14 protein-coding genes and 1 pseudogene are annotated in these 18,805 nt (G+C 73.0%); 10 read left to right on the top strand and 5 right to left on the bottom strand.

What is annotated here, in order from left to right:
- Window positions 1–2: 2 nt before the first annotated feature.
- Both ACZ7N4_RS15950 and ACZ7N4_RS15945 read right to left on the bottom strand, forming a co-directional pair.
- Window positions 3–1,196 carry a hypothetical protein gene (locus ACZ7N4_RS15950; RefSeq protein WP_471358645.1) on the bottom strand — a complete coding sequence of 398 codons (1,194 nt, stop codon included), beginning with the start codon at window positions 1,194–1,196 and terminating at the stop codon, window positions 3–5.
- Window positions 1,197–1,266: 70 nt separating this feature from the next.
- Entirely contained in the window at window positions 1,267–2,436 is a 1,170-nt protein-coding gene (locus ACZ7N4_RS15945; protein WP_471358818.1) for a PP2C family protein-serine/threonine phosphatase, read from the bottom strand.
- 186 nt (window positions 2,437–2,622) lie between these two features.
- On the opposite strand from ACZ7N4_RS15945, the gene ACZ7N4_RS15940 reads away from it, so the two are divergent.
- The 9 genes and pseudogenes from ACZ7N4_RS15940 (at window position 2,623) to metG (ending at window position 13,658) form a co-directional block, all read left to right on the top strand.
- Entirely contained in the window at window positions 2,623–3,144 is a 522-nt protein-coding gene (locus ACZ7N4_RS15940) for a hypothetical protein (RefSeq protein ID WP_471358642.1), read from the top strand.
- Window positions 3,145–3,405: 261 nt separating this feature from the next.
- Window positions 3,406–4,329 carry a hypothetical protein gene (locus ACZ7N4_RS15935; RefSeq protein WP_471358639.1) on the top strand — a complete coding sequence of 308 codons (924 nt, stop codon included), beginning with the start codon at window positions 3,406–3,408 and terminating at the stop codon, window positions 4,327–4,329.
- 217 nt (window positions 4,330–4,546) lie between these two features.
- Complete coding sequence (locus ACZ7N4_RS15930; RefSeq protein WP_471358636.1) at window positions 4,547–5,071, top strand: toxin-antitoxin system HicB family antitoxin; 525 nt, start codon at window positions 4,547–4,549, stop codon at window positions 5,069–5,071.
- A 115-nt stretch (window positions 5,072–5,186) separates the two neighbouring features.
- Window positions 5,187–6,029, top strand: a complete 843-nt coding sequence (locus ACZ7N4_RS15925; RefSeq protein WP_471358633.1) for a DUF4097 family beta strand repeat-containing protein — start codon at window positions 5,187–5,189, stop codon at window positions 6,027–6,029.
- 111 nt (window positions 6,030–6,140) lie between these two features.
- Window positions 6,141–7,130, top strand: a complete 990-nt coding sequence (locus ACZ7N4_RS15920) for an ATP-binding cassette domain-containing protein (protein ID WP_471358815.1) — start codon at window positions 6,141–6,143, stop codon at window positions 7,128–7,130.
- On the top strand, window positions 7,127–7,909 hold the full coding sequence (locus tag ACZ7N4_RS15915; protein ID WP_471358630.1) for an ABC transporter permease: 783 nt from the start codon (window positions 7,127–7,129) through the stop codon (window positions 7,907–7,909). Before ACZ7N4_RS15920 ends, ACZ7N4_RS15915 begins: the two co-directional genes overlap by 4 nt.
- Window positions 7,910–8,138: 229 nt before the next feature.
- Window positions 8,139–10,082: pseudogene (locus ACZ7N4_RS15910) on the top strand (FUSC family protein).
- 89 nt (window positions 10,083–10,171) lie between these two features.
- Window positions 10,172–11,836: a VWA domain-containing protein gene (locus ACZ7N4_RS15905; RefSeq protein ID WP_471358628.1), complete on the top strand. Its 1,665-nt coding sequence runs from the start codon at window positions 10,172–10,174 to the stop codon at window positions 11,834–11,836.
- Between the two features lie 106 nt (window positions 11,837–11,942).
- On the top strand, window positions 11,943–13,658 hold the full coding sequence (metG, locus tag ACZ7N4_RS15900; protein ID WP_471358626.1) for a methionine--tRNA ligase: 1,716 nt from the start codon (window positions 11,943–11,945) through the stop codon (window positions 13,656–13,658).
- A gap of 69 nt (window positions 13,659–13,727) precedes the next feature.
- On the opposite strand, the gene ACZ7N4_RS15895 is transcribed toward metG, so the two are convergent.
- Window positions 13,728–15,071 carry a pectate lyase family protein gene (locus ACZ7N4_RS15895; protein ID WP_471358622.1) on the bottom strand — a complete coding sequence of 448 codons (1,344 nt, stop codon included), beginning with the start codon at window positions 15,069–15,071 and terminating at the stop codon, window positions 13,728–13,730.
- A gap of 115 nt (window positions 15,072–15,186) precedes the next feature.
- On the opposite strand from ACZ7N4_RS15895, the gene ACZ7N4_RS15890 reads away from it, so the two are divergent.
- Entirely contained in the window at window positions 15,187–15,879 is a 693-nt protein-coding gene (locus ACZ7N4_RS15890; RefSeq protein ID WP_471358620.1) for a hypothetical protein, read from the top strand.
- A gap of 7 nt (window positions 15,880–15,886) precedes the next feature.
- Here the strand turns inward: ACZ7N4_RS15890 and ACZ7N4_RS15885 are convergent, their stop codons facing one another.
- Both ACZ7N4_RS15885 and aspS read right to left on the bottom strand, forming a co-directional pair.
- Window positions 15,887–16,780 (bottom strand): intradiol ring-cleavage dioxygenase, encoded by an 894-nt coding sequence (locus tag ACZ7N4_RS15885; RefSeq protein WP_471358617.1) that lies wholly within the window; start codon window positions 16,778–16,780, stop codon window positions 15,887–15,889.
- A gap of 113 nt (window positions 16,781–16,893) precedes the next feature.
- The gene (aspS, locus tag ACZ7N4_RS15880) at window positions 16,894–18,657 is read right to left on the bottom strand and encodes an aspartate--tRNA ligase (RefSeq protein WP_471358613.1); all 1,764 of its coding nucleotides are present in this window, start codon (window positions 18,655–18,657) and stop codon (window positions 16,894–16,896) included.
- Between the last annotated feature and the right edge of the window lie 148 nt (window positions 18,658–18,805).

Here is an 18,805-nt window from a genome sequence, read left to right as displayed (position 1 = left end):
CGTTAGGGGGCGCCCTGCAGCTGGCGCAGCTGCCGCTGGACGTTCTCCAGCGCGCCGCGCCGGCGGCCGGGCACCCTGAGCCGCAACCGAGCGAGCGCGGGCCCGAGTTCACGGGCCCGCGCCGTGTCCTTGATGCAGGTCCACTGGTGGTGGGCGCGGTCCACGGCCGCCTCCACCGCGGCCGCGTCCCCCGCCTGCCCGGCGGCCAGCCGCGCCTCGGCGACCCCCAGCCACATCCGGCAGCTGCGCACCGCGTCGCCCGCGAACATCGCCAGGTCGGCCCGGACCTCGCTCCAGTGCAACGCGTGCTCGGACACGGCCCCGTACGCCCGCACCGCCTCCGCCTCGTGCCGGGCGGCCAGCCCGTCGGCCTCCGCGTGCCGTCCGGCCCGCACGGCGTCCGCGATCCCGGCGTGCGGATCGCCTTCCTGCGGTCCGGCCGGGACGGCGCCGGGCCCGGCAGCCGGTGCCGGGACGGCGGCGGGGCCGGCAGCCGGTGCCGGGACGGCGGCGGGGCCGGCAGCCGGTGCCGGGAGGACACCGCCCGCCCCCGGCCCCCACGGCACGCCCCCCACGCCGGACAGCAGCAGGTTGCCCCCGGCTTCCTCCGCGATCCGGGCCAGCGCCTGCTGGTGCAGGGACTCCAGCGGAGGCCGGTGGCCGCTTCTCAGCAGGGTGGCCACCGTCTTCATGTACGCCGGCTCGGCCAGGCCCCGCCGGCCCGTGGCCGGGGCGACGCGGCCGTACACCACGGTGGTGCGGCCGCAGTCGAGGCCCCGCTCGGCGAGGTGGCGCCAGGCCTCGGCGTCGGCGTGCAGGTCGACCACGAGCGCGGTGTCCGCGGCGGAGCGCAGCCGGAGCTCCTCGCGGATCCAGTGCCAGGGGAGCGCGGTGTAGCGCAGGGTGGCCGGGGTGGTGCGGGCCAGGGCCAGGTGGGGCTGGTACTGGCGGCGGTCCAGGTGCAGCTGGCCGGTGACGTAGACCGTGAGCGGGCCGGGGGTGGCCGCGGCGGCGCGCAGCCGCGTGAGGACGGCCTGGGGTTCCAGCGGGTCGGCGAGTTCGACCACGTTCGCGGTGTCGGTGCCGGACAGCACGGCGGGGGCGACGGCGGCCAGCACCGGCAGGACGCCCGCCGCGTCCACCAGGCGCGCCCGGCCCAGCGGCGAGGCCGCGAGCAACAGCACGGTTCCGGGCATCGTGCTCCCCCTGTCCCGTAGATCCGGTCTCCAGCCAGCACCGTAGCCGCTGCCGCCGCACGGCGGTGCCTCAGGACCGCAAACGTCCCTGTTCGTGGTCTTCGCCCCGGGCGCCCGGCCCGCCCCCCGTGTCCGTCCGCCGCACCGCGAAGATCGTGGTGTCGTCCTCCAGCCGGCCCTTGCCGTGCCGCAGCACGCCGTCGCGGACCCGGCGGACCAGGCGCCGGGGCTGGGAGCGGCCCGGGTCGGCGGCGACCGCGCGGGCGACCTCGCGGGCCAGCGGGAAGAACGCGCCGGTCCCGTCACGGGCCTCGGTCACCCCGTCGGTGACGAGCAGCAGCGTCTCGTCGGCGGCCAGCGGCACCCGGTGCACCGGCGGCAGCCCGCCCGCCAGCTCGCCGAGGCCGAGCGGCACCCCCTCGCCGCTGGGCAGTTCACGGACCCCGCGCGGACCGACGGCCAGCGGCGGCTCGTGGCCGAAGTTCGCGACGTCGATCGCCTCGGCGGTGTCCTCGGGGAAGCCGATGAGGACGGCGGTGGCGAAGCGGTCGCCGTCGGCCCGGCCGAGCGCGGCGGTGTGCGAGCGGTGCCGCAGCATCCGGGTCTCCAGACGGGCGGCGACGGTCGCGAGGTCCTTCTCGTGGTAGCCGGCCTCGCGGAAGGTGCCGAGCAGCGCGGCGGCGGCCTCCACCGCGCCGAGGCCCTTGCCCTGCACATCGCCGACCAGGACCCGGGTGCCGTGCGGGCCGGGCTGGATGTCGTAGAAGTCGCCGCCGACCCGGGCGTCCACGTCGGCGGCCAGGTACACCCCCGCGTGCTCCAGACCGGCCCAGCACGGCGGCAGCGGGCGCAGCACCGTGCGCCGGGTGGTCTCGGCGATGTCCCGGATGTGCAGGACCTGCCGTTCCTGGCGCACCCGCACCACCGAGGCGAGGGTGGCCAGCGCGCCGCCGAGGGCGACGAGCAGGAAGTCGCCGAAGCCGGCCTGGTACTGGTCCGGCCAGGCGCTGTCCACGAGGACGTACGTCACCACCGACAGGAGGCTGTAGGCGGCCGTCGTCCACACCCCGCAGATCGCGGCGGCGATGCCCGGGACCAGGACGATCCAGGTGATGATCCGGAACCGTTCGCCGGTGTTGAAGTCCAGCACGATGATCCCGGCGAGCAGTGCCAGGGGCGGCAGCCAGGCGACGCTCCGCCCGCCGACCCACAGCAGCCGGCGGCGCCGCCCGTACTCCATCTCCGTCACGGCCGGCAGCCTTCCATGCGGTTCAGCGAATCACGGGAGAGAACCGCCCGCATCCGGGCACTCGTGACCCGGCCCGGCCGAGTTGCCGGGCCCGGGCACCCGGTGTGCCCTGGAGACGTGCCCCGGGAGGGGCCCCGGCGGCGGGGCGTGCCCGGGGCGAGAGGAAGGAGTGCTCCCATGGCTCAAGCGGCACCCGCGCCCGGCGGAAGGTCCCGGCCCGGCCGCACGTCCGAGGTGGAGCGCCGGTCGTCCGACATCGCCCGGCGGACACCCGACGTCTTCGACGCCCGCACCCACCGCATCGCCCGGCTGGCCGTCCCCGTCGTCCTCGGCCTGGTCTACGGCTACTGGGTGGCGGCCAACAACCGCGTCGGCGGCGGGGTCACCGGCGGGAACCTGGCGCTCGGCTTCGTCAGCGCGGCGGTGTTCGCGGTGCTGTGCGCGGCCCTGCTGACGCTGGCCCCGCGGATGCCGAGGGAGGTGCACGCCCTGCTGTGGACGGCGTTCGTGGGCTGTGCGTTCGGCTTCCTCTACAGCCAGAGCGGCAGCTTCTTCGCCACTCAGGGCGCCGGCCAGGGCCCCCACGACGACGTGGTGCGGTCGGTGCTGATGTCCCTGCTGGCGTCGGCGGTCACCTTCGCGGTGTTCTTCTACCGCTACTACACCCGGGAGGACGCGTCCGGGCGCCGGATCCGCTGAGCGGGCGGGAAGGACCCTGTCGCGCGTGGGCCCCGGGAACGCGTGGAGGTACGCGTGGGTCCCGGCCGAGCCGGCCGGGACCCACGCGCTCCCCTGTTTCCCCGGTTCCCCACGTGGCCGTTCCGCGCAAGTGGTGCACTTCGGCCACTTCCGTCCCCCCAGCACCAGGAAACACCCGTTCGGGTGATCCCTCCACCGGAGGACCGCCCGAACGCAGTCGTCCCGCTCGCGCACCGGCCTCCGGGACCCTTGCCTGGAAACGTGCCCTCACGTCTCCGGAGTGCCCTGTCGGCCGTACTGATCGCCCTGTCCTGCCTCCTCGTGCCGTTCGGCGCGCTGGCGGCCTGGGCGGCGTACGGGCTCACCGACACGGGCCGGTACGTCACCACGATGGCGCCGCTCGCCGCCGACCCGGCCGTGCGGGAAGCCGTCGTGGACACGGTCGGGGACGGCATCCTGCGCGCGTTGGACCAGCACCTCGACGTCCGCCCGGTGCGCGGCTCGGTACGCCCGTTCGTCCACGACGCGGTCCGCTCCTTCACCCACACCCGGGCCTTCCGGCTGGCCTGGGACACCGGCAACCGGGTCACCCACGACGCCGTGCTGCGCGCCCTGCGCGCCGAGGACGCGCACGCCGTCACCGTCGACCTCGCCCCCGTCACCGCCCAGGTCAAACGCCAGCTCACCCGTGACCACGTACCGCTGGCCGCGCGGATCCCGGTGGAGCACACCGCGGTCGCCGTGCTCCCGGCGGACCGGCTGACCACCCTCCGGAAGGGGTTCCACGTGCTCGAAGTCGCCGGTTTCTGGCTGCCCGTGGCAGCGGTCGCCTTCGCCGTCGGCGGGATCGCGTTCGCCGTCCGCCGGCGCCGCGCGGTCACCGCCACCGCCCTCGGCACGGCCCTGGGCGGCGCCCTGCTGATCCTCGCCCTCGCCGTCGGCCGCAGCCTCACCCTGTCCGACCTGCCGGCCGGCGTGTCCCACCCGGCCGCGGGCGCGGTCTACGACGCCCTGACCGGCACCCTGCGCACGACGGCCTGGCTGCTGCTCGGCCTCGGCACGGCGGTGGCCCTCACCGCCTGGCTGACCCGCCGGCTGCGGCCGCCCCGCCCCACGCGCCGGCGGGAAGACTCCTCGCCGTCGTCGCCCGCCGGGGGGCCGGCGCCGACGCGGGCCCGGATCTGAGGGTCGCCCGGCACCGGGTGGCGCCAGATGGCACCACTTGGCACCATGCGGCACCATCCGACGTCACTCGCCGCCACCCGACGCCGCTTGGCGTGAACGGCCGCCCGTGACGCCGTTTCCGTATGTGCGCAGGCCAGAAGGTATGTCACCACCCCTGTTCCCAACCTGGCACCACTAAGGCTTGCGCATAGCGCCACGATGGTGCCAGTATGGCGTCATGGACCTCACGCCGTATGTCGACACCCTCCGCCGCGAACTCGCGGTGGCCGCCGAAGCCGGCGGTGAAGACGCCCGCGAGCTGGCCGAGCGGCTCACCGCGCCGCTGGAGTCGGCGACCCGTCTGACCCTGCTCAACGTGCTCTCCGCCGCGATGGACGAGATCACCCGCGAACTCGCCCCCGGCTCGGTCGACGTACGGCTGCGCGGCCTGGACCCCGACTTCGTGGTCACCCTGCCGCCCTCCGGCGGTCCTGGCGAGGCGGCCGCCGAGCCGTTCCGGGCCCCGGCTCCGGCACCGGCGCCGGCATCGGGCGAGGGCGACGAGGGCGGCACGGCCCGCGTGAACCTGCGCCTGCCGGCCCACCTCAAGGCCCGCGCCGAGGAGGCCGCGGCCCGCGAGGGGCTCTCGGTCAACGCCTGGCTGGTGCGCGCCGTGTCGGCCGCGGTCGAGGGCGGCGCCCGGCCGCGTACGGCGGAGAAGAGCCAGAGCGTCGGACAGAGCTTCACGGGCTGGGTGCGCTGACCGCACCACCGCCCGCACGCACCACAGCACCCCGCACCCCTTCACCCGCACCACCTCACCCACACCGCGTCCCACCTGCGAGGACGCCCCGAAGAGCCAAGAGGACGGGACAGCCATGCCTTCTTTCGACACCCCCGAAGCGATCTCGGTCACGGCGCGCGTGGACGCCGGTTCCCTCCAGTTCACCGCGGGCGACCGCCTCGGCACCGTCGTCGAGGTGCGCCCCCGCGACCCGAAGAAGGACCTGGACGTGCGGACGGCCGACCAGACCGAGGTGACGTACGCGAACGGCGCCCTGACCGTCCGGACGCCCAAGCCCAGCCTGTTCGGCCGCACCGGCACCGTCGACGTGACGATCGACCTGCCCACGGGCTCACGCGTCGACGCGACCGGCGCCTGGACGCAGGTGGTCGGCGAGGGCCGGCTCGGCGAGGTCCGGGTGAAGACCTCGGCCGGCGACGTCCGCCTCGACACGACCGGCCCGGTCACGCTGACCGCCTCGCACGGCACGATCACCGTGGACCGCGTCGAGGGCATGGCCGAGATCACCACCAGCTCCGGCAGCCTGCGTGTCGGTCTCCTCGACGGCCCCGCCGTCCTGAAGAACTCGCACGGCACCACCACCGTCGGCGCCGCGACCGGTGAGCTGCGGGTGAGCGGCGCCAACGGCGACATCGAGATCCGGCGCGCCGAGGACTCGGTCACCGCCACCACCGCCCACGGGACCCTGCGCGTCGGCGAAGTGGCTCGCGGCTCCGTCCAGTTGGAGACCTCCTACGGTGCCATCGAGGTGGGCGTCCGCGAGGGCACGGCCGCCTGGCTCGACGTCAGCTCGGACGCCGGCCAGGTACGCAACTCCCTCACCGCGTCCGAGACCCCGGAGGAGACCGAGGACACCGTCAAGATCCGCGCCCGCACCCGGTACGGCAACATCGACATCCGCCGCCCCCGCCCCTGAGCACCCCCCTCCCCCCCACGCTCCTCTCCTCTCTTCTCCTCTCTCCTCCTCTCCGCCTCACTCTCCGCCCACTCCAGCCTTCGAACGGGAGGGCCCATGCCTTCTTCTGTCATGCCCACGCCAAGGAGGGCGGGTGCGCAGCCGCCCGCCGCCGTCTCCGCCGTCGGCCTGCGCAAGTCGTACGGCGACAAGACCGTGCTCGACGGCATCGATCTGCGCATCCCGGCCGGGTCCGTGTTCGCGCTGCTCGGTCCGAACGGCGCCGGCAAGACCACCACCGTGCAGATCCTGTCCACGCTCGTCGCCGCCGACGGCGGGCAGGCCGAGGTGGCCGGCCACGACGTCACCCGCTCACCCGACGGCGTGCGCGCCGCGATCGGTGTCACCGGGCAGTTCGCCGCCCTCGACGACCTGCTCACCGCGGAGGAGAACCTGCTCCTCATGGCCGACCTGCTGCGGCTGGGCAAGCGCGAAGGCAGGGCGCGTACCAGGGAGTTGCTGGAGCGGTTCGGCATCGCGGACGTCGCGCACCGGCGCGCCGCGACCTTCTCCGGCGGTATGCGGCGCCGGCTCGACATCGCCATGACCCTGGTCGGCGACCCCGAGGTGATCTTCCTGGACGAGCCGACGACCGGACTCGACCCGCGCAGCCGCCGCACCATGTGGGACACCGTGCGCACGCTGGTCGCGGGCGGCACCACCGTCTTCCTCACCACCCAGTACCTGGAGGAGGCCGACCAGCTGGCCGACCGGATCGCCGTGCTCGACGGCGGCCGGATCGTCGCCGAGGGCACCGCCGACGAGCTGAAGGCGCGGATCCCCGGCAGCCATGTGCGGCTGCGGTTCACCGAGCCCGCCGCCTACGAGCGCGCGGCGGCCGTCTTCCCCGGCGCCGCCCGGGACGACGAGAACCTCGCGCTGCGCGTGGCGGGCGACGGCGGCCTCGACGCGCTGCGCGGCCTGCTGGACCGGCTCGACGCCGCCGGCGTCCGGGCCGCCGACCTCTCCGTGCACACCCCCGACCTCGACGACGTGTTCCTCGCCCTCACCGGCGAGGGCACCGCCGACTCCGCGCTTCACGTCAAGGAGACCCCGCGATGAGCACCCTCGCCCACGCCGTGCACGACTCGATGACGATGCTCCGGCGCAACCTGAAGCACGCGATCCGCTATCCGTCCGTGGGGCTCGGCAGCGCCATGATGCCGATCCTGATGCTGCTGCTGTTCGTGTACGCCTTCGGGGACTCGATCGGCGCCGGGATGGGCGGCGGCCGGGACGCCTACCTGGAGTACCTGACACCCGGCATCGTCATCATGGGCGTCGCCGCCGGCTCGATGTCGACCTCGATCGCGGTCTGCTCCGACATGACCGAGGGCATCATCAACCGGTTCCGGACCATGGACATCACGCGGTCGTCGTTCATGACGGGGCATGTCATCGGCAGTGTCGTCCAGACGATGGTGTGCATGGTCCCGGTGGTGGGCGTCGCGCTCGCCGTCGGCTTCCGCTCCGGGGCGACCCCGCTGGAGTGGCTGGCGGCGGCCGGCCTCCTCGCGGCCATCGCCTTCGCGGTGACCTGGCTGTCGGTGGCGCTCGGCCTGATCTCCAAGACCGTCGAGTCCGCCAGCAACAAGCCGCTGCTGATCCAGTTCCTCCCCTTCCTCGGCTCGGCGTTCGTCCCGGCCGGCTCCATGTCCCCGGGCCTGCGCTGGTTCGCCGAGAACCAGCCCTTCACACCGATGACCGAGACGCTGCGCGGCCTGCTCTCCGGCACCGCGATCGGGAACAACGGCTGGATCTCCCTCGCCTGGTGCGCCGGCATCACCGTGGTCGGCTACGTCTGGTCGCGCTCGCTGTTCAACAGCACCACCAAGCGCTGAGCACCGCCTCCCTCCGCCGGGCCGCCAGGTCCCCGGAGCGCCGGATCACCGGGGCTCCGGGGCTCCGGCGTGCCGGGGTGCCGAGGTGCCGAGGTGCCGAGGTGCCGAGGTGCGGGGCGGGCGTGAACAGCGCACCGGCGGACGCACACCCCGCACCCCGCACCCCGCACCCCGCACCCCGCACCGGCGGCTATGATTCGAATTCACCCGAACAATCCATAATGGGCGCATGCCACGAGAGTTCCCCATCGGCCTCACCCCTCCCGACTGGCTGGTCCGGAACCTCAAACCCCAGCAGGCACCCGTCAACCGGGCCGCCATCACCCGCGCCGCGCTCGCGATGGCCCTCCCCCTGGCGCTCGGCCTCGCCGCCGGACGCCCGGCCTACGGCGCCCTCGCCTCCATGGGTGCCCTGTCCGGCGTCATCGGCGACACCGCCGACGCGTACCGCATGCGCATCCTCAACATCGCCGTACCGCAGCTCTTCGGCGCGGTCGGCGTGACCCTGGGCACGCTGGCGTACGGCCACGGCTGGTACGCGGTGGCCGTGCTCACCGGCGTCGCCCTGCTCTCCGGGATGATCTCGACGATCGGCGCGGTCGCCTCGGTCTCCGGCCTGCTGCTCCTTCTGAACTGCGTGGTCGGCGCGGGTCTCCCGCTCCCCTCCCCCTGGTGGCTGGCCCCCGCCCTGATGACCGGCGGCGGCCTCCTGGTCCTGCTGCTGGCCCTGCTCGCCTGGCCGCTGCGCGCGGGCGTCCCCGAACGGACCGCGGTCGCCGCGACCTACCGCACGGTCGCCGCCCTCCTCGCCGTCGCCGGCACCGACCGCACCGAGCAGTACGAGGAGGCCCGGCGCGCCGTCACCCAGTCCCTCAACGAGTCGTACGACCTGATCCTGGCCCGGCGCGCCCGCCACCACGGCCGCAGCCGCGAACTCACCCGCCTGCTGGCCCGGTTGAACGCGATCACCCCGGTGATCGAGGCGGCCCCCGCGGCGCATCTGGCGGCCCGCCCGCTCCCCGGGCGGATCCCGGAGGCCGTACGCCTCCTGGCGCGGTCGGTGGAGGGTGCCGGCACCCCGCTCCCGCCCCTGCGCCTCCCCCTCCCCACCACGGAGACCGGGCGGGCGGTGGACCACGCCCTGCGGCACACGGCCGAGGTCGTCACCACGCCCGACGTGGACCCCCGGGGCATCGACGACCGGCTGGGCCGGCCGGCCGCACTCGGCATCCGCACGGCCCGCGCCGCCCGCACCGTCGTCCTGTCCGCCAACTCCTGGCGCTACGGCGTCCGTCTGGCGGTCTGCATCGGCATCGCCCAGGCCCTGGTCTCGCTGGTCCCCGTCCCGCGCTCCTACTAGGTCGCCCTGACCATCACCTTCGTCCTCAAACCCGACTTCGGCTCGGTCTTCTCCCGCGCCCTGCTGCGCGCCCTCGGCACGGTGGCCGGCCTGGTGGTCGCGGCGGTGGTCCTGGCCGAGGTCCCGCTGGGCTGGTGGGACGTCCCGGCCCTGTTCCTCCTGGCGCCCCTCATCCCGGCACTGACCCCCCGCGGCTACGGCTACCAGACGATGGCGATCACCCCGGTGATCCTCCTCCTCTCCGACATCCTCAACCACCAGGGCACGGCACTGCTGCTCCCGCGGCTGACCGACTCCCTGCTGGGCTGCGGGGTCGCCCTGATCGCCGGCTACCTCCTGTGGCCGGAGAGCTGGCACACCCGGGTCGGCGACCGCCTGGCCGACGCGGTGGCCGACACGGCGGCCTACGTGGAGGCGGCCTTCGGCCCGCCCACCGAACCGGCGGCCCGGGCCCGCATGCGCCGCCGCCTCTACCGCGACCTGTCCGTCATCCGCACGGAGTTCCAGCGGGCCCTGACCGAACCACCCCCGACCGGCCGGCGCGCCGCGGCCTGGTGGCCGCTGGTCGTCGCCGTGGAACGCATCGTGGACGCCACGACGGCGGCCCGGGTCCGCGTCCGCCACGGGGCGGCGCCGCCGTCCAGCGGCGAGGTCTCCCAAGTGGCCCTGCAACTGCGCGAGCTGTCCGAGGGCGTACGACGGTCGAAGTCACTGGCAGCCGTCCGCACCGACCTCACGGGCCCCTCGGGCAGCGTCCTGGAACCCCTCCGCCAGGAGGTCGCCGCCGCGCGGGCCATCACGTCCCCGCACTGACGCGGTCCGGCGACGCGGGGCCGCTAACCTTACGTGTCCGTCCTGGCCAGCGATTGACGGGTTACAACCTCACGCGAAGGGTTGCGCACATGGGCATTCTCACTCTCCTGCGGAACGCATTCGGCCGCTCACGCAAACCCCGAGCCACCGAGCCGGAGGGTGCGCCCCTGACCCCCGAACCGCCGACCGCCACCCCGTCGGTACCGGAACCCCGCCGGTCCCCCACCTCCTCCGAACACGAACTGGTGACAGCGGCGTTCACGGACGTCCAGATCGCCGACCCCGACCCGGACGACACCGCTCCGCCCGAGGGCGAGCTCGGCAGGAAGTCCGAGGAATCCGCTTCGGTGACGGCCGCCCCGAAGCCGGAGGAGACGCCCGAGCCGGCGGAGGCCACGAAGGCGGAGGCTCCGTCCGAGCCCGGGGAAGCGGACGTCGAGACCCGGGCCGACGAGCCGCCGGCCGCCCGGGCAGCCGAGCCGAGCGCACCGGCGGAGACCCAGGACGGGACGGCTCCGTCCGGGACCGACGAGAAGCCCGAGCCCGTATCCGAGCCGACGACTCCCCAGACCGCACCGGCGCGGACCACTCCGGAACCGGTGGCCGCGGAGGTGGCGGTCACGGACGCGACCGACCGGAGCGCGGCGGCGGACGAGCCGACGGACACGGAGCCGACCGAGACCACGGGGGCCTCCGAGCAGGGAACCGCTGCGGAGCCGACCGACACCGCAAGGACCCCCGAGCAGAGGTCCGCGGAGCCGGCCGACACCGCGAGGACCTCCGAGCAGGGAACCGCGGAGCCGGCCGCGACTGTGGCGCCGGACCCGATCGGCACGGAGGCAGCCGGGCCGGAGAAGGAGGGGGAGGAGACGGCAACCGATCCCACCCCGCCGACGGAACCGGCCCCGAAGCCCACCGACGCCACGGACGAGCCGGCCGTGGTCACCGAGCAGCCCGCCACCGCCCCGCAGGCCGCCGACGGCGAGGACGGCCCACTGGGGCCACCCGCACCCGACAACGGAACCCGCACGGGTGCTGCGAGTGGCAGCGTGGACGCCGAAGGCGAAGCCGAGGCCGTCAAGGCCAGGCCCGCGACCACCCTCGCCAAGGTCAAGGCCCGCACCCCCGCCCTCACCACCGCCTACAAGGCCGCCACAGCCGCCCTCAGGAAGACGGACCTCACCGGCACCCGCGCCAAGGTCTACCTCGTGCTCGACCGCTCCGCGAGCATGCGCCCGTACTACAAGGACGGCTCCGCCCAGGCCCTCGCCGACCAGACCCTCGCCCTCGCCGCCCACCTGGACCCCGAGGCCACGGTCCACGTCGTCTTCTTCTCCACGGAGGTCGACGGCACCACCGACCTCACCCTCGCCCCGGACCACGAGACCAGGATCGACGACGTGCACGCCGGTCTCGGCCGGATGGGCCGTACCAGCTACCACGCCGCCGTGGAGGCCGTACTCGCCCACCACGGGAAGACAGCCGGTCCGGACGGCCCCGCCCTCGTCGTCTTCCAGACCGACGGCGCCCCGGACGCGAAGACCCCCGCCACCCAGGCCCTCACCGAGGCCGCGGAGAACCACCCCACCGTGTTCTTCTCCTTCGTCGCCTTCGGTGAGCACGACAACAAGGCCTTCGACTACCTCCGCAAACTGAAGACCGGCAACACGTCCTTCTTCCACGCGGGCCCCACCCCCCGCGAGCTGACGGACACCGAGCTGTACGACGGCGTTCTGGCCGCCTGGCGCCCGTGACCCCGCGCCGCCCGCTTCTCACCCCGTAAAACGGGAAGCGGGCGGCATACACACGTCGGCTACGATTTCAAGGTTCGTACACATAGCGACCTGGGAGCAGCCCCCGATGGCTCGACACCTCATCACCAGCGCCCTTCCGTACATCAACGGGATCAAGCACCTGGGCAACATGGTGGGGTCCATGCTCCCGGCGGACGTGTACTCCCGGTACCTCCGCCAGCGCGGCCACGACGTCCTGTACATCTGCGCGACCGACGAGCACGGCACCCCCGCCGAGCTGGCCGCCAAGGAGCAGGGCCTCCCGGTCGCCGAGTTCTGCGCGCAGGCGCACGACGCCCAGAAGGCGGTCTACGACGGCTTCGCGCTGGCCTTCGACTACTTCGGCCGCAGCTCCAGCCCGGAGAACCGAGAGATCACCCAGCACTTCGCGCGCAAGCTGAACGAGAACGGCTTCATCGAAGAGCGCGCGATCCGCCAGGTCTACTCGCCCACCGACGGCCGCTTCCTGCCGGACCGCTACGTCGAGGGCACCTGCCCGCACTGCGGCTACGACAAGGCCCGCGGCGACCAGTGCGAGAACTGCACCCGCGTCCTGGACCCGACCGACCTGATCAACCCGCGCTCGGCGATCTCCGGCTCCACGGACCTGGAGGTCCGCGAGACCAAGCACCTCTTCCTGCTCCAGTCCAAGCTGCAGCACGAGGTCGAGGCCTGGGTCGCCCGGCACGAGGCGGACTGGCCGCAGCTGGCCTCCTCCATCGCCCGCAAGTGGCTGACCGAGGGCCTGCACGACCGGGCGATCACCCGTGACCTGGACTGGGGCGTCCCGGTCCCGGCGGACACGTGGCCGGAGCTGGCGGCCGAGGGCAAGGTCTTCTACGTCTGGTTCGACGCCCCGATCGAGTACATCGGCGCCACGAAGGAGTGGGCGGACCAGGACCCGGCGAACCGCGACTGGAAGTCCTGGTGGTACGAGGCGGACGACACCGTCCGCTACACGGAGTTCATGGCCAAGGACAACGTCCCCTTCCACACGGTGATGTTCCCGGCCACCGAGCTGGGCGTGCGCGAACCGTGGAAGAAGGTCGACTACGTCAAGGCGTTCAACTGGCTGACGTACTACGGCGGCAAGTTCTCCACCTCGCAGAAGCGGGGCGTCTTCACCGACCAGGCCCTGGACATCCTGCCCGCCGACTACTGGCGCTACTTCCTGATCGCCAACGCCCCCGAGTCGGACGACTCGTCCTTCACGTGGGAGCACTTCACCGCCACGGTGAACAAGGACCTGGCCGACACCCTCGGCAACTTCGTCAACCGCGTGCTGTCCTTCTCCAGGAAGCGCTTCGGCGAGGAGGTCCCCGCGGGCGGCGAGCCGGGCGAGGCCGAGGCACGGCTCGGCGAGCAGATCGCCGAACTCCTCGCGGAGTACGAGTCGCAGATGGAGGCGCTCCAGTTCCGCAAGGCCGCCGCGGCCCTGCGCGCCCTGTGGTCGGCCGGCAACTCCTACCTGGAGGAGAAGGCCCCCTGGCTGGAGATCAAGACCGACAAGGACGGCGCGGCCCTCACCCTGCGTACGGCGATGAACCTGATCCACCTGTACGCGGTGGTCTCCGAGCCGTTCATCCCGGCGACGGCGAAGACGATGCGCGAGGCGTTCTCCCTCGCCGACGACACCGCCACCTGGGTGAGCCGCGAGGAGGCGAAGGCCCTGGCGTCCGTGCCGGCCGGCACCCCGTTCACGGTCCCGCCGGTGCTGTTCGCCAAGCTGACGGACGAGGACCTGGAGACGTACAAGGAGCGCTTCGGCGGCGAGGAAGGCTGACCGGGGCCCGACCCGCGCCGAAGGGGCGCCGAGCCGGATGCTCGGCGCCCCTCTTCGGTAGGCGGCGGGTTACTTCAGCACGCCCGCTCCGGTCGTGCCCGCCAGCTCCGCCGGCAGGTTCTTCGCCGAGGTCTCCAGGCCCGCGGTGAGCGCCGGCGTCCAGTCGACCGTGGTCTTGATCTTCTTCGAGCTCGCGGCGTTGTACGCGGCGACCAGGTCGGTGACCGTGCCGTTGACCAGGTTGCCGCTGCCCGCGACCGAACCGGTGCCGTCGCCGCTGAGCAGCTTGGCGACCTTGCCCCCGGAGGGCACCGTCCAGTAGTTGGCCTGCGCGACGACCTGGGCCTTGGCGCGGGAGTTGATGCTGTACAGCGGCGCGTAGCCGTCGACGGTCGTCGTGTCGTACAGGTTGTTGTAGAGGTGGACCTGGCCGATGCGGGTCAGCGGGGCGCGCTGGACGATGCCCTTCCACACGTTGTGGTGGATCGACACCCGCAGCTTGCCGGTGCTGTCGGTGTCGCTGGAGCCGATCAGCATCGTCTTGTCGTGGTCGGTGAACCGGTTCCGCTCGACGGTCACCAGGTCGGAGCCCTTGGTGATGTCCAGGGCGCCGTCGTGGATCTGGTACTCGCGGCCGAAGTACTTCGGGTTCGCCTTGTCGAAGTGGGGCGCGTCGGTGAACGTGTTGTGGTCCGCCCAGACGTGGGTCGCGCCGCGCAGGGTGACCGAGTCGTAGTCCGAGTTCCAGTTGCCGTCGTCGCCGTCGGTCGGGTCCCACTGCGGGAAGCAGTCCTCGGTGGCGGTGAAGTTCAGGTTGCGGACGATGACGTTGTCCACATTCTGGATCCGGAGCATGCCGCCGGTGATCCCGGCGTCGCTGCCCGGCACGCCCACGATCGAGGTGTTGGCCGGCACCTTGAGGACGACGTTCTTCGCCTGCCTGGCCTGGGCGGCGGCGCGGGCCTTCTCCTGGGTACCGGAGGGCAGCCTGGAGCGCCCGTATACGGCGGGGTCGTAGGCCTTGAGGTAGGCGGACAGCGAGTAGCCGGTGCCGGAGGCGTAGTCGGCGCAGGTCAGCTTCTTGCCGCTGTCGTCGGTGTTGGCGTCCACCGTGCCCTTGACCTTGATGATCCGGGGCGTGGTGTCGGACGCCGAGCCCAGCGCCTTCACCAGCTGGGCCCGGGTGGAGACGGTGAAGGTGTGCGCGGAGTCGGCCTTCGCCCCGCCGGTGGTCCCCGTGCCGGAGGAGGCCCAGCCGTCCTTGGCGGCGAGGGTCTGGTGGTACAGGTCGACGGCGTCTGCGTTCGCGTTCATCACGAGCACCCCGGCGCCGACACCCGCGGCCACGACGGCGGCGGACACGGCGAGGGTGCGTCGCCTGCGGAGGGACCGGCGGTGGGAGGGAGCTGCCACGGAGGAGTCCTTAAGGGTCTGTCGAACATGCCTTACGACTCCTCAGTGGCCGCCGCGCCGGGGAAAGTTGCCGCTCGTCGCGCATCAGTGGCGCGGAAGCCGGGAAGATCGTCCCGTGGACATCCCCGAACCCCATCACCGGCTCCTCGCGGACGTCGTCCCGGCGGGCGGCCCGTACGGTCTGGTCCTGGCCGGCGGCTACGCCCTCCAGGCGCACGGACTGCTCCGCCGCCCCCATGCCAACCTGGACCTCGCCACCGAGAGCGCCGAGGCCGTCGAGCACATCGCCGGTGGCGTCGCCGCGGCCCTGGAGGCGCGGGGGCGCCGGGTGCGGACCGGCCCGGTGACCGCGCTCACCGCGCAGCTGACGGTCACGGACCCGCCGAGCGGCGAGGAGTGCGCGCTGGCACTGCACAAGGAGGCGTTCTGGCAGCCGCCGGAACTCACCGCGTACGGCCCGGCGCTCTCCCTGGCGGACGCCGTCGGTACGAAGATCCGGGCCCTGTACGACCGGGGCGCGGCCGTCGACCTCGTCGACGCGCGGGCCTGCGCGGCCCGGTTCTCCCTTCCCGGCCTGGAGGAACTGGGCCGTCGGCACGCCCACGACCCGTTCGACCTGCCCACCCTCCAGTCCCGTCTGACCGGCACGGACTTCTACGCCGACCGGGACTTCCTCCGGTACGGCCTGGACGAGGCCGCCGTCGCCGCCCTGCGCGCCTGGGCCCAGCACTGGTCCGACGACATCGCCGAACGCCTCCTGGAGGAGGGCGCGACCCCGGACGCCGAGACCGACGAGCAGGGCGGCTGAGCATCGGTCAGCCGCCGTCGTGCGTCTCGTCCGGGGCCACGCCCAGGGTGAGGCGGGCCCGGACCCCGCGCGCGATGTGCCTGCGGTCGTACGTCAGGTGCAGCAGGCCGCCCGCGTGGCCGTTGCCCGGGTAGAGGGCGTCCTCGTCGAGCGTGGTGCGGGTGGTGGTGTTGGCGGAGTACGGCTCGACGTCCTCCGTCAGCAGCACCGCCTTCTCGGCGAAGAACAACTGCCCGGTGTGGCAGGTGTGGCCGCCCTCGTACCCGGCGTCCGTCCAGGTGCCGTCGACGTGGACCTTGACGTGGATGTGCACGCAGCGGCCCTGGTACCAGCCGGGGAAGAGGGTCCGGAAGGTGACGTACCCGCGCGCGTCGGTGCGCCGGGTGCCGCGCAGGTAGCGGCGGTCGTCGGTGGGCTCCTGGTGGCCCCCACCGCCGCCGGGACCGCCGGAGGGCGGCGCCCCCGTCGGCGTACCGGTGGGGGTTCCGGTCGGGGCGCCTGTCGGGGCCGGGCCCCCGCCTCCGCCGCTGCCCGACGCCTCGTACCCGGAGTAGACGCCCACCGCGTTGCAGTGCCAGAGGTCGACGGCCGCGTTCCGCAGCGGCTCGCAGCTCTCCGCGTCGATCACCTTGAGGGTGAGCGCCAGCGGGATGCCGTCCTGGTCCTCGGTGATGTCCTGCCGGATCTTGTCGGCGTCGATGTAGTAGGGGCCTTCGACGGCCTCGGAGGTGAGTGTGTAGCAGGTGGCCGCGGTGCTGTCGTCCTCGGCGGACGCGCCGTGGGCCAGGGTGCCGCCCAGGCCCACGGCGACGGCGGTGGCACCGCCCGCCATGAGCACCGTACGACGGGACAGCTCACGGTCTCTGCCCGCGGTTTCCGGGGTCTCAGGGGTTTCGGTCATGGGCCGGGACCCTAGGGACGCAAGCTGTCACCGGGCCCGGAGACGGCTGTGCGCGCCGATCGTCAAGAGCGAGTCAGGACGGATCGGCGCGCACAGCCGGTGCTCGGTGTCCGCTACTTGGGCTGCGGCTTCCTGATGTTCAGGTGCAGCTCGCGCAGGCGGGACTCGTCCAGCTCGGTCGGGGCGCCCATCATCAGGTCCTGGGCGTTGCCGTTGAGCGGGAAGGCGATCGTCTCGCGGATGTTGGGCTCGTCCGCGAGGAGCATGACGATGCGGTCCACGCCCGGGGCGATGCCGCCGTGCGGCGGGGCGCCGAAGCGGAACGCGCGGAGCATGCCCGCGAACTTCTCCTCGACGGTCTCCCGGTCGTAGCCCGCGATCTCGAAGGCCTTGAGCATGATCTCCGGCTCGTGGTTCCGGATCGCGCCGGAGGACAGCTCGACACCGTTGCAGACGATGTCGTACTGCCAGCCCAGGATGTCCAGCGGGTCCTGGGTCTCCAGGGCCTCCAGGCCGCCCTGCGGCATCGAGAAGGGGTTGTGCGAGAAGTCGATTCCGCCGGTCTCCTCGTCCTTCTCGTACATCGGGAAGTCGACGATCCAGCAGAAGCGGAAGACGCCCTCCTCGAAGTGGCCGGCGCGCTTGGCCGCCTCGACGCGGACCGCGCCCATGATCTTCGAGACCTCGTCGTACTCGCCCGCGCCGAAGAAGACGGCGTGGCCGGGGGCCAGCGAGAGGCGCTTGGTCAGCTCCGCGACGTTCGCCTCGGTGAGGAACTTCGCGATCGGGCCGGACAGCGAGCCGTCCTCGGCCACGCGCACCCAGGCCAGACCCTTGGCACCCTGCTCGACGGCGTACTCACCGAGCTGGTCGAAGAACTTGCGGGGCTGCCCGGAGACGTCCGGCACCGGCAGCGCGCGCACGTGCTTGCCCGCGAAGGCCTTGAACTCCGAGCCCTCGAAGACGTCGGTGATGTCCACCAGCTCCAGCTTGGCGCGCAGGTCCGGCTTGTCGGAGCCGTACTTCGCCATCGCCTCGCGGAACGGGATGCGCGGGAAGGGGGAGGTGACGTGGCGGCCGCCGCCGAACTCCTCGAACAGCTCGGTCATGAGCTTCTCGATCGGCTGGAAGACGTCCTCCTGCTCGACGAAGCTCATCTCGACGTCGAGCTGGTAGAACTCGCCCGGCGAGCGGTCGGCGCGGGCGTCCTCGTCGCGGAAGCAGGGCGCGATCTGGAAGTAGCGGTCGAAGCCGGAGATCATCAGCAGCTGCTTGAACTGCTGCGGGGCCTGCGGCAGGGCGTAGAACTTGCCGGGGTGCACGCGGGAGGGCACCACGTAGTCACGGGCGCCCTCGGGGGAGGTGGCGGACAGGATCGGCGTCGCCATCTCGTTGAAGCCCATCGCCGCCATCTTCTGGCGCATGGCCGAGATGACCGCCGTGCGCAGCATGATGTTGCGGTGCATGCGCTCGCGGCGCAGGTCCAGGAAGCGGTACTCCAGGCGCCGCTCCTCGTTGACCCCGTCCTCGGTGTTGATGGTGAAGGGCAGGGGCTGGGCCGCGCCGAGCAGCTCGACCTCGGCGACCTCGACCTCGACCTCGCCGGTGGGCAGGTCGGGGTTCACGTTCTCGGTTCCACGTGAAACCACCTGGCCGTCGACGCGGACCGTGGACTCCTTGGAGAGCTTGTCCAGGGCCTCGTAGGCGGGGGTGCCGGGGCGGGCGACCAGCTGCGTGATGCCGTAGTGGTCGCGCAGATCGATGAAGAGGATGCCGCCCAGGTCGCGCCGATTGTGCAGCCAGCCACTCAGCCGGACGTCGGTGCCGACGTCAGAGGCGCGGAGCTGGCCGCAGGTGTGGGACCTGTACCGATGCATCGTCGTTCATCGTCCTTCGTGGTGGGGTTTCTCCTGCCGGCTCTGCGGACCGGCGGGAACGGGCACGGGGCCCGGACCCATCAAGGGTACCGGGCACCCCCAGCTCGGCTCCCCACCATGACCGCTCGCCCGCCTACGGTGGCAGGCA

The organism is Streptomyces sp. NPDC107654 (genome assembly GCF_055639035.1).
The sequence above is the reverse complement of the archived record's forward strand: the minus strand, read 5'-3'. Positions and strand labels throughout refer to the sequence as shown.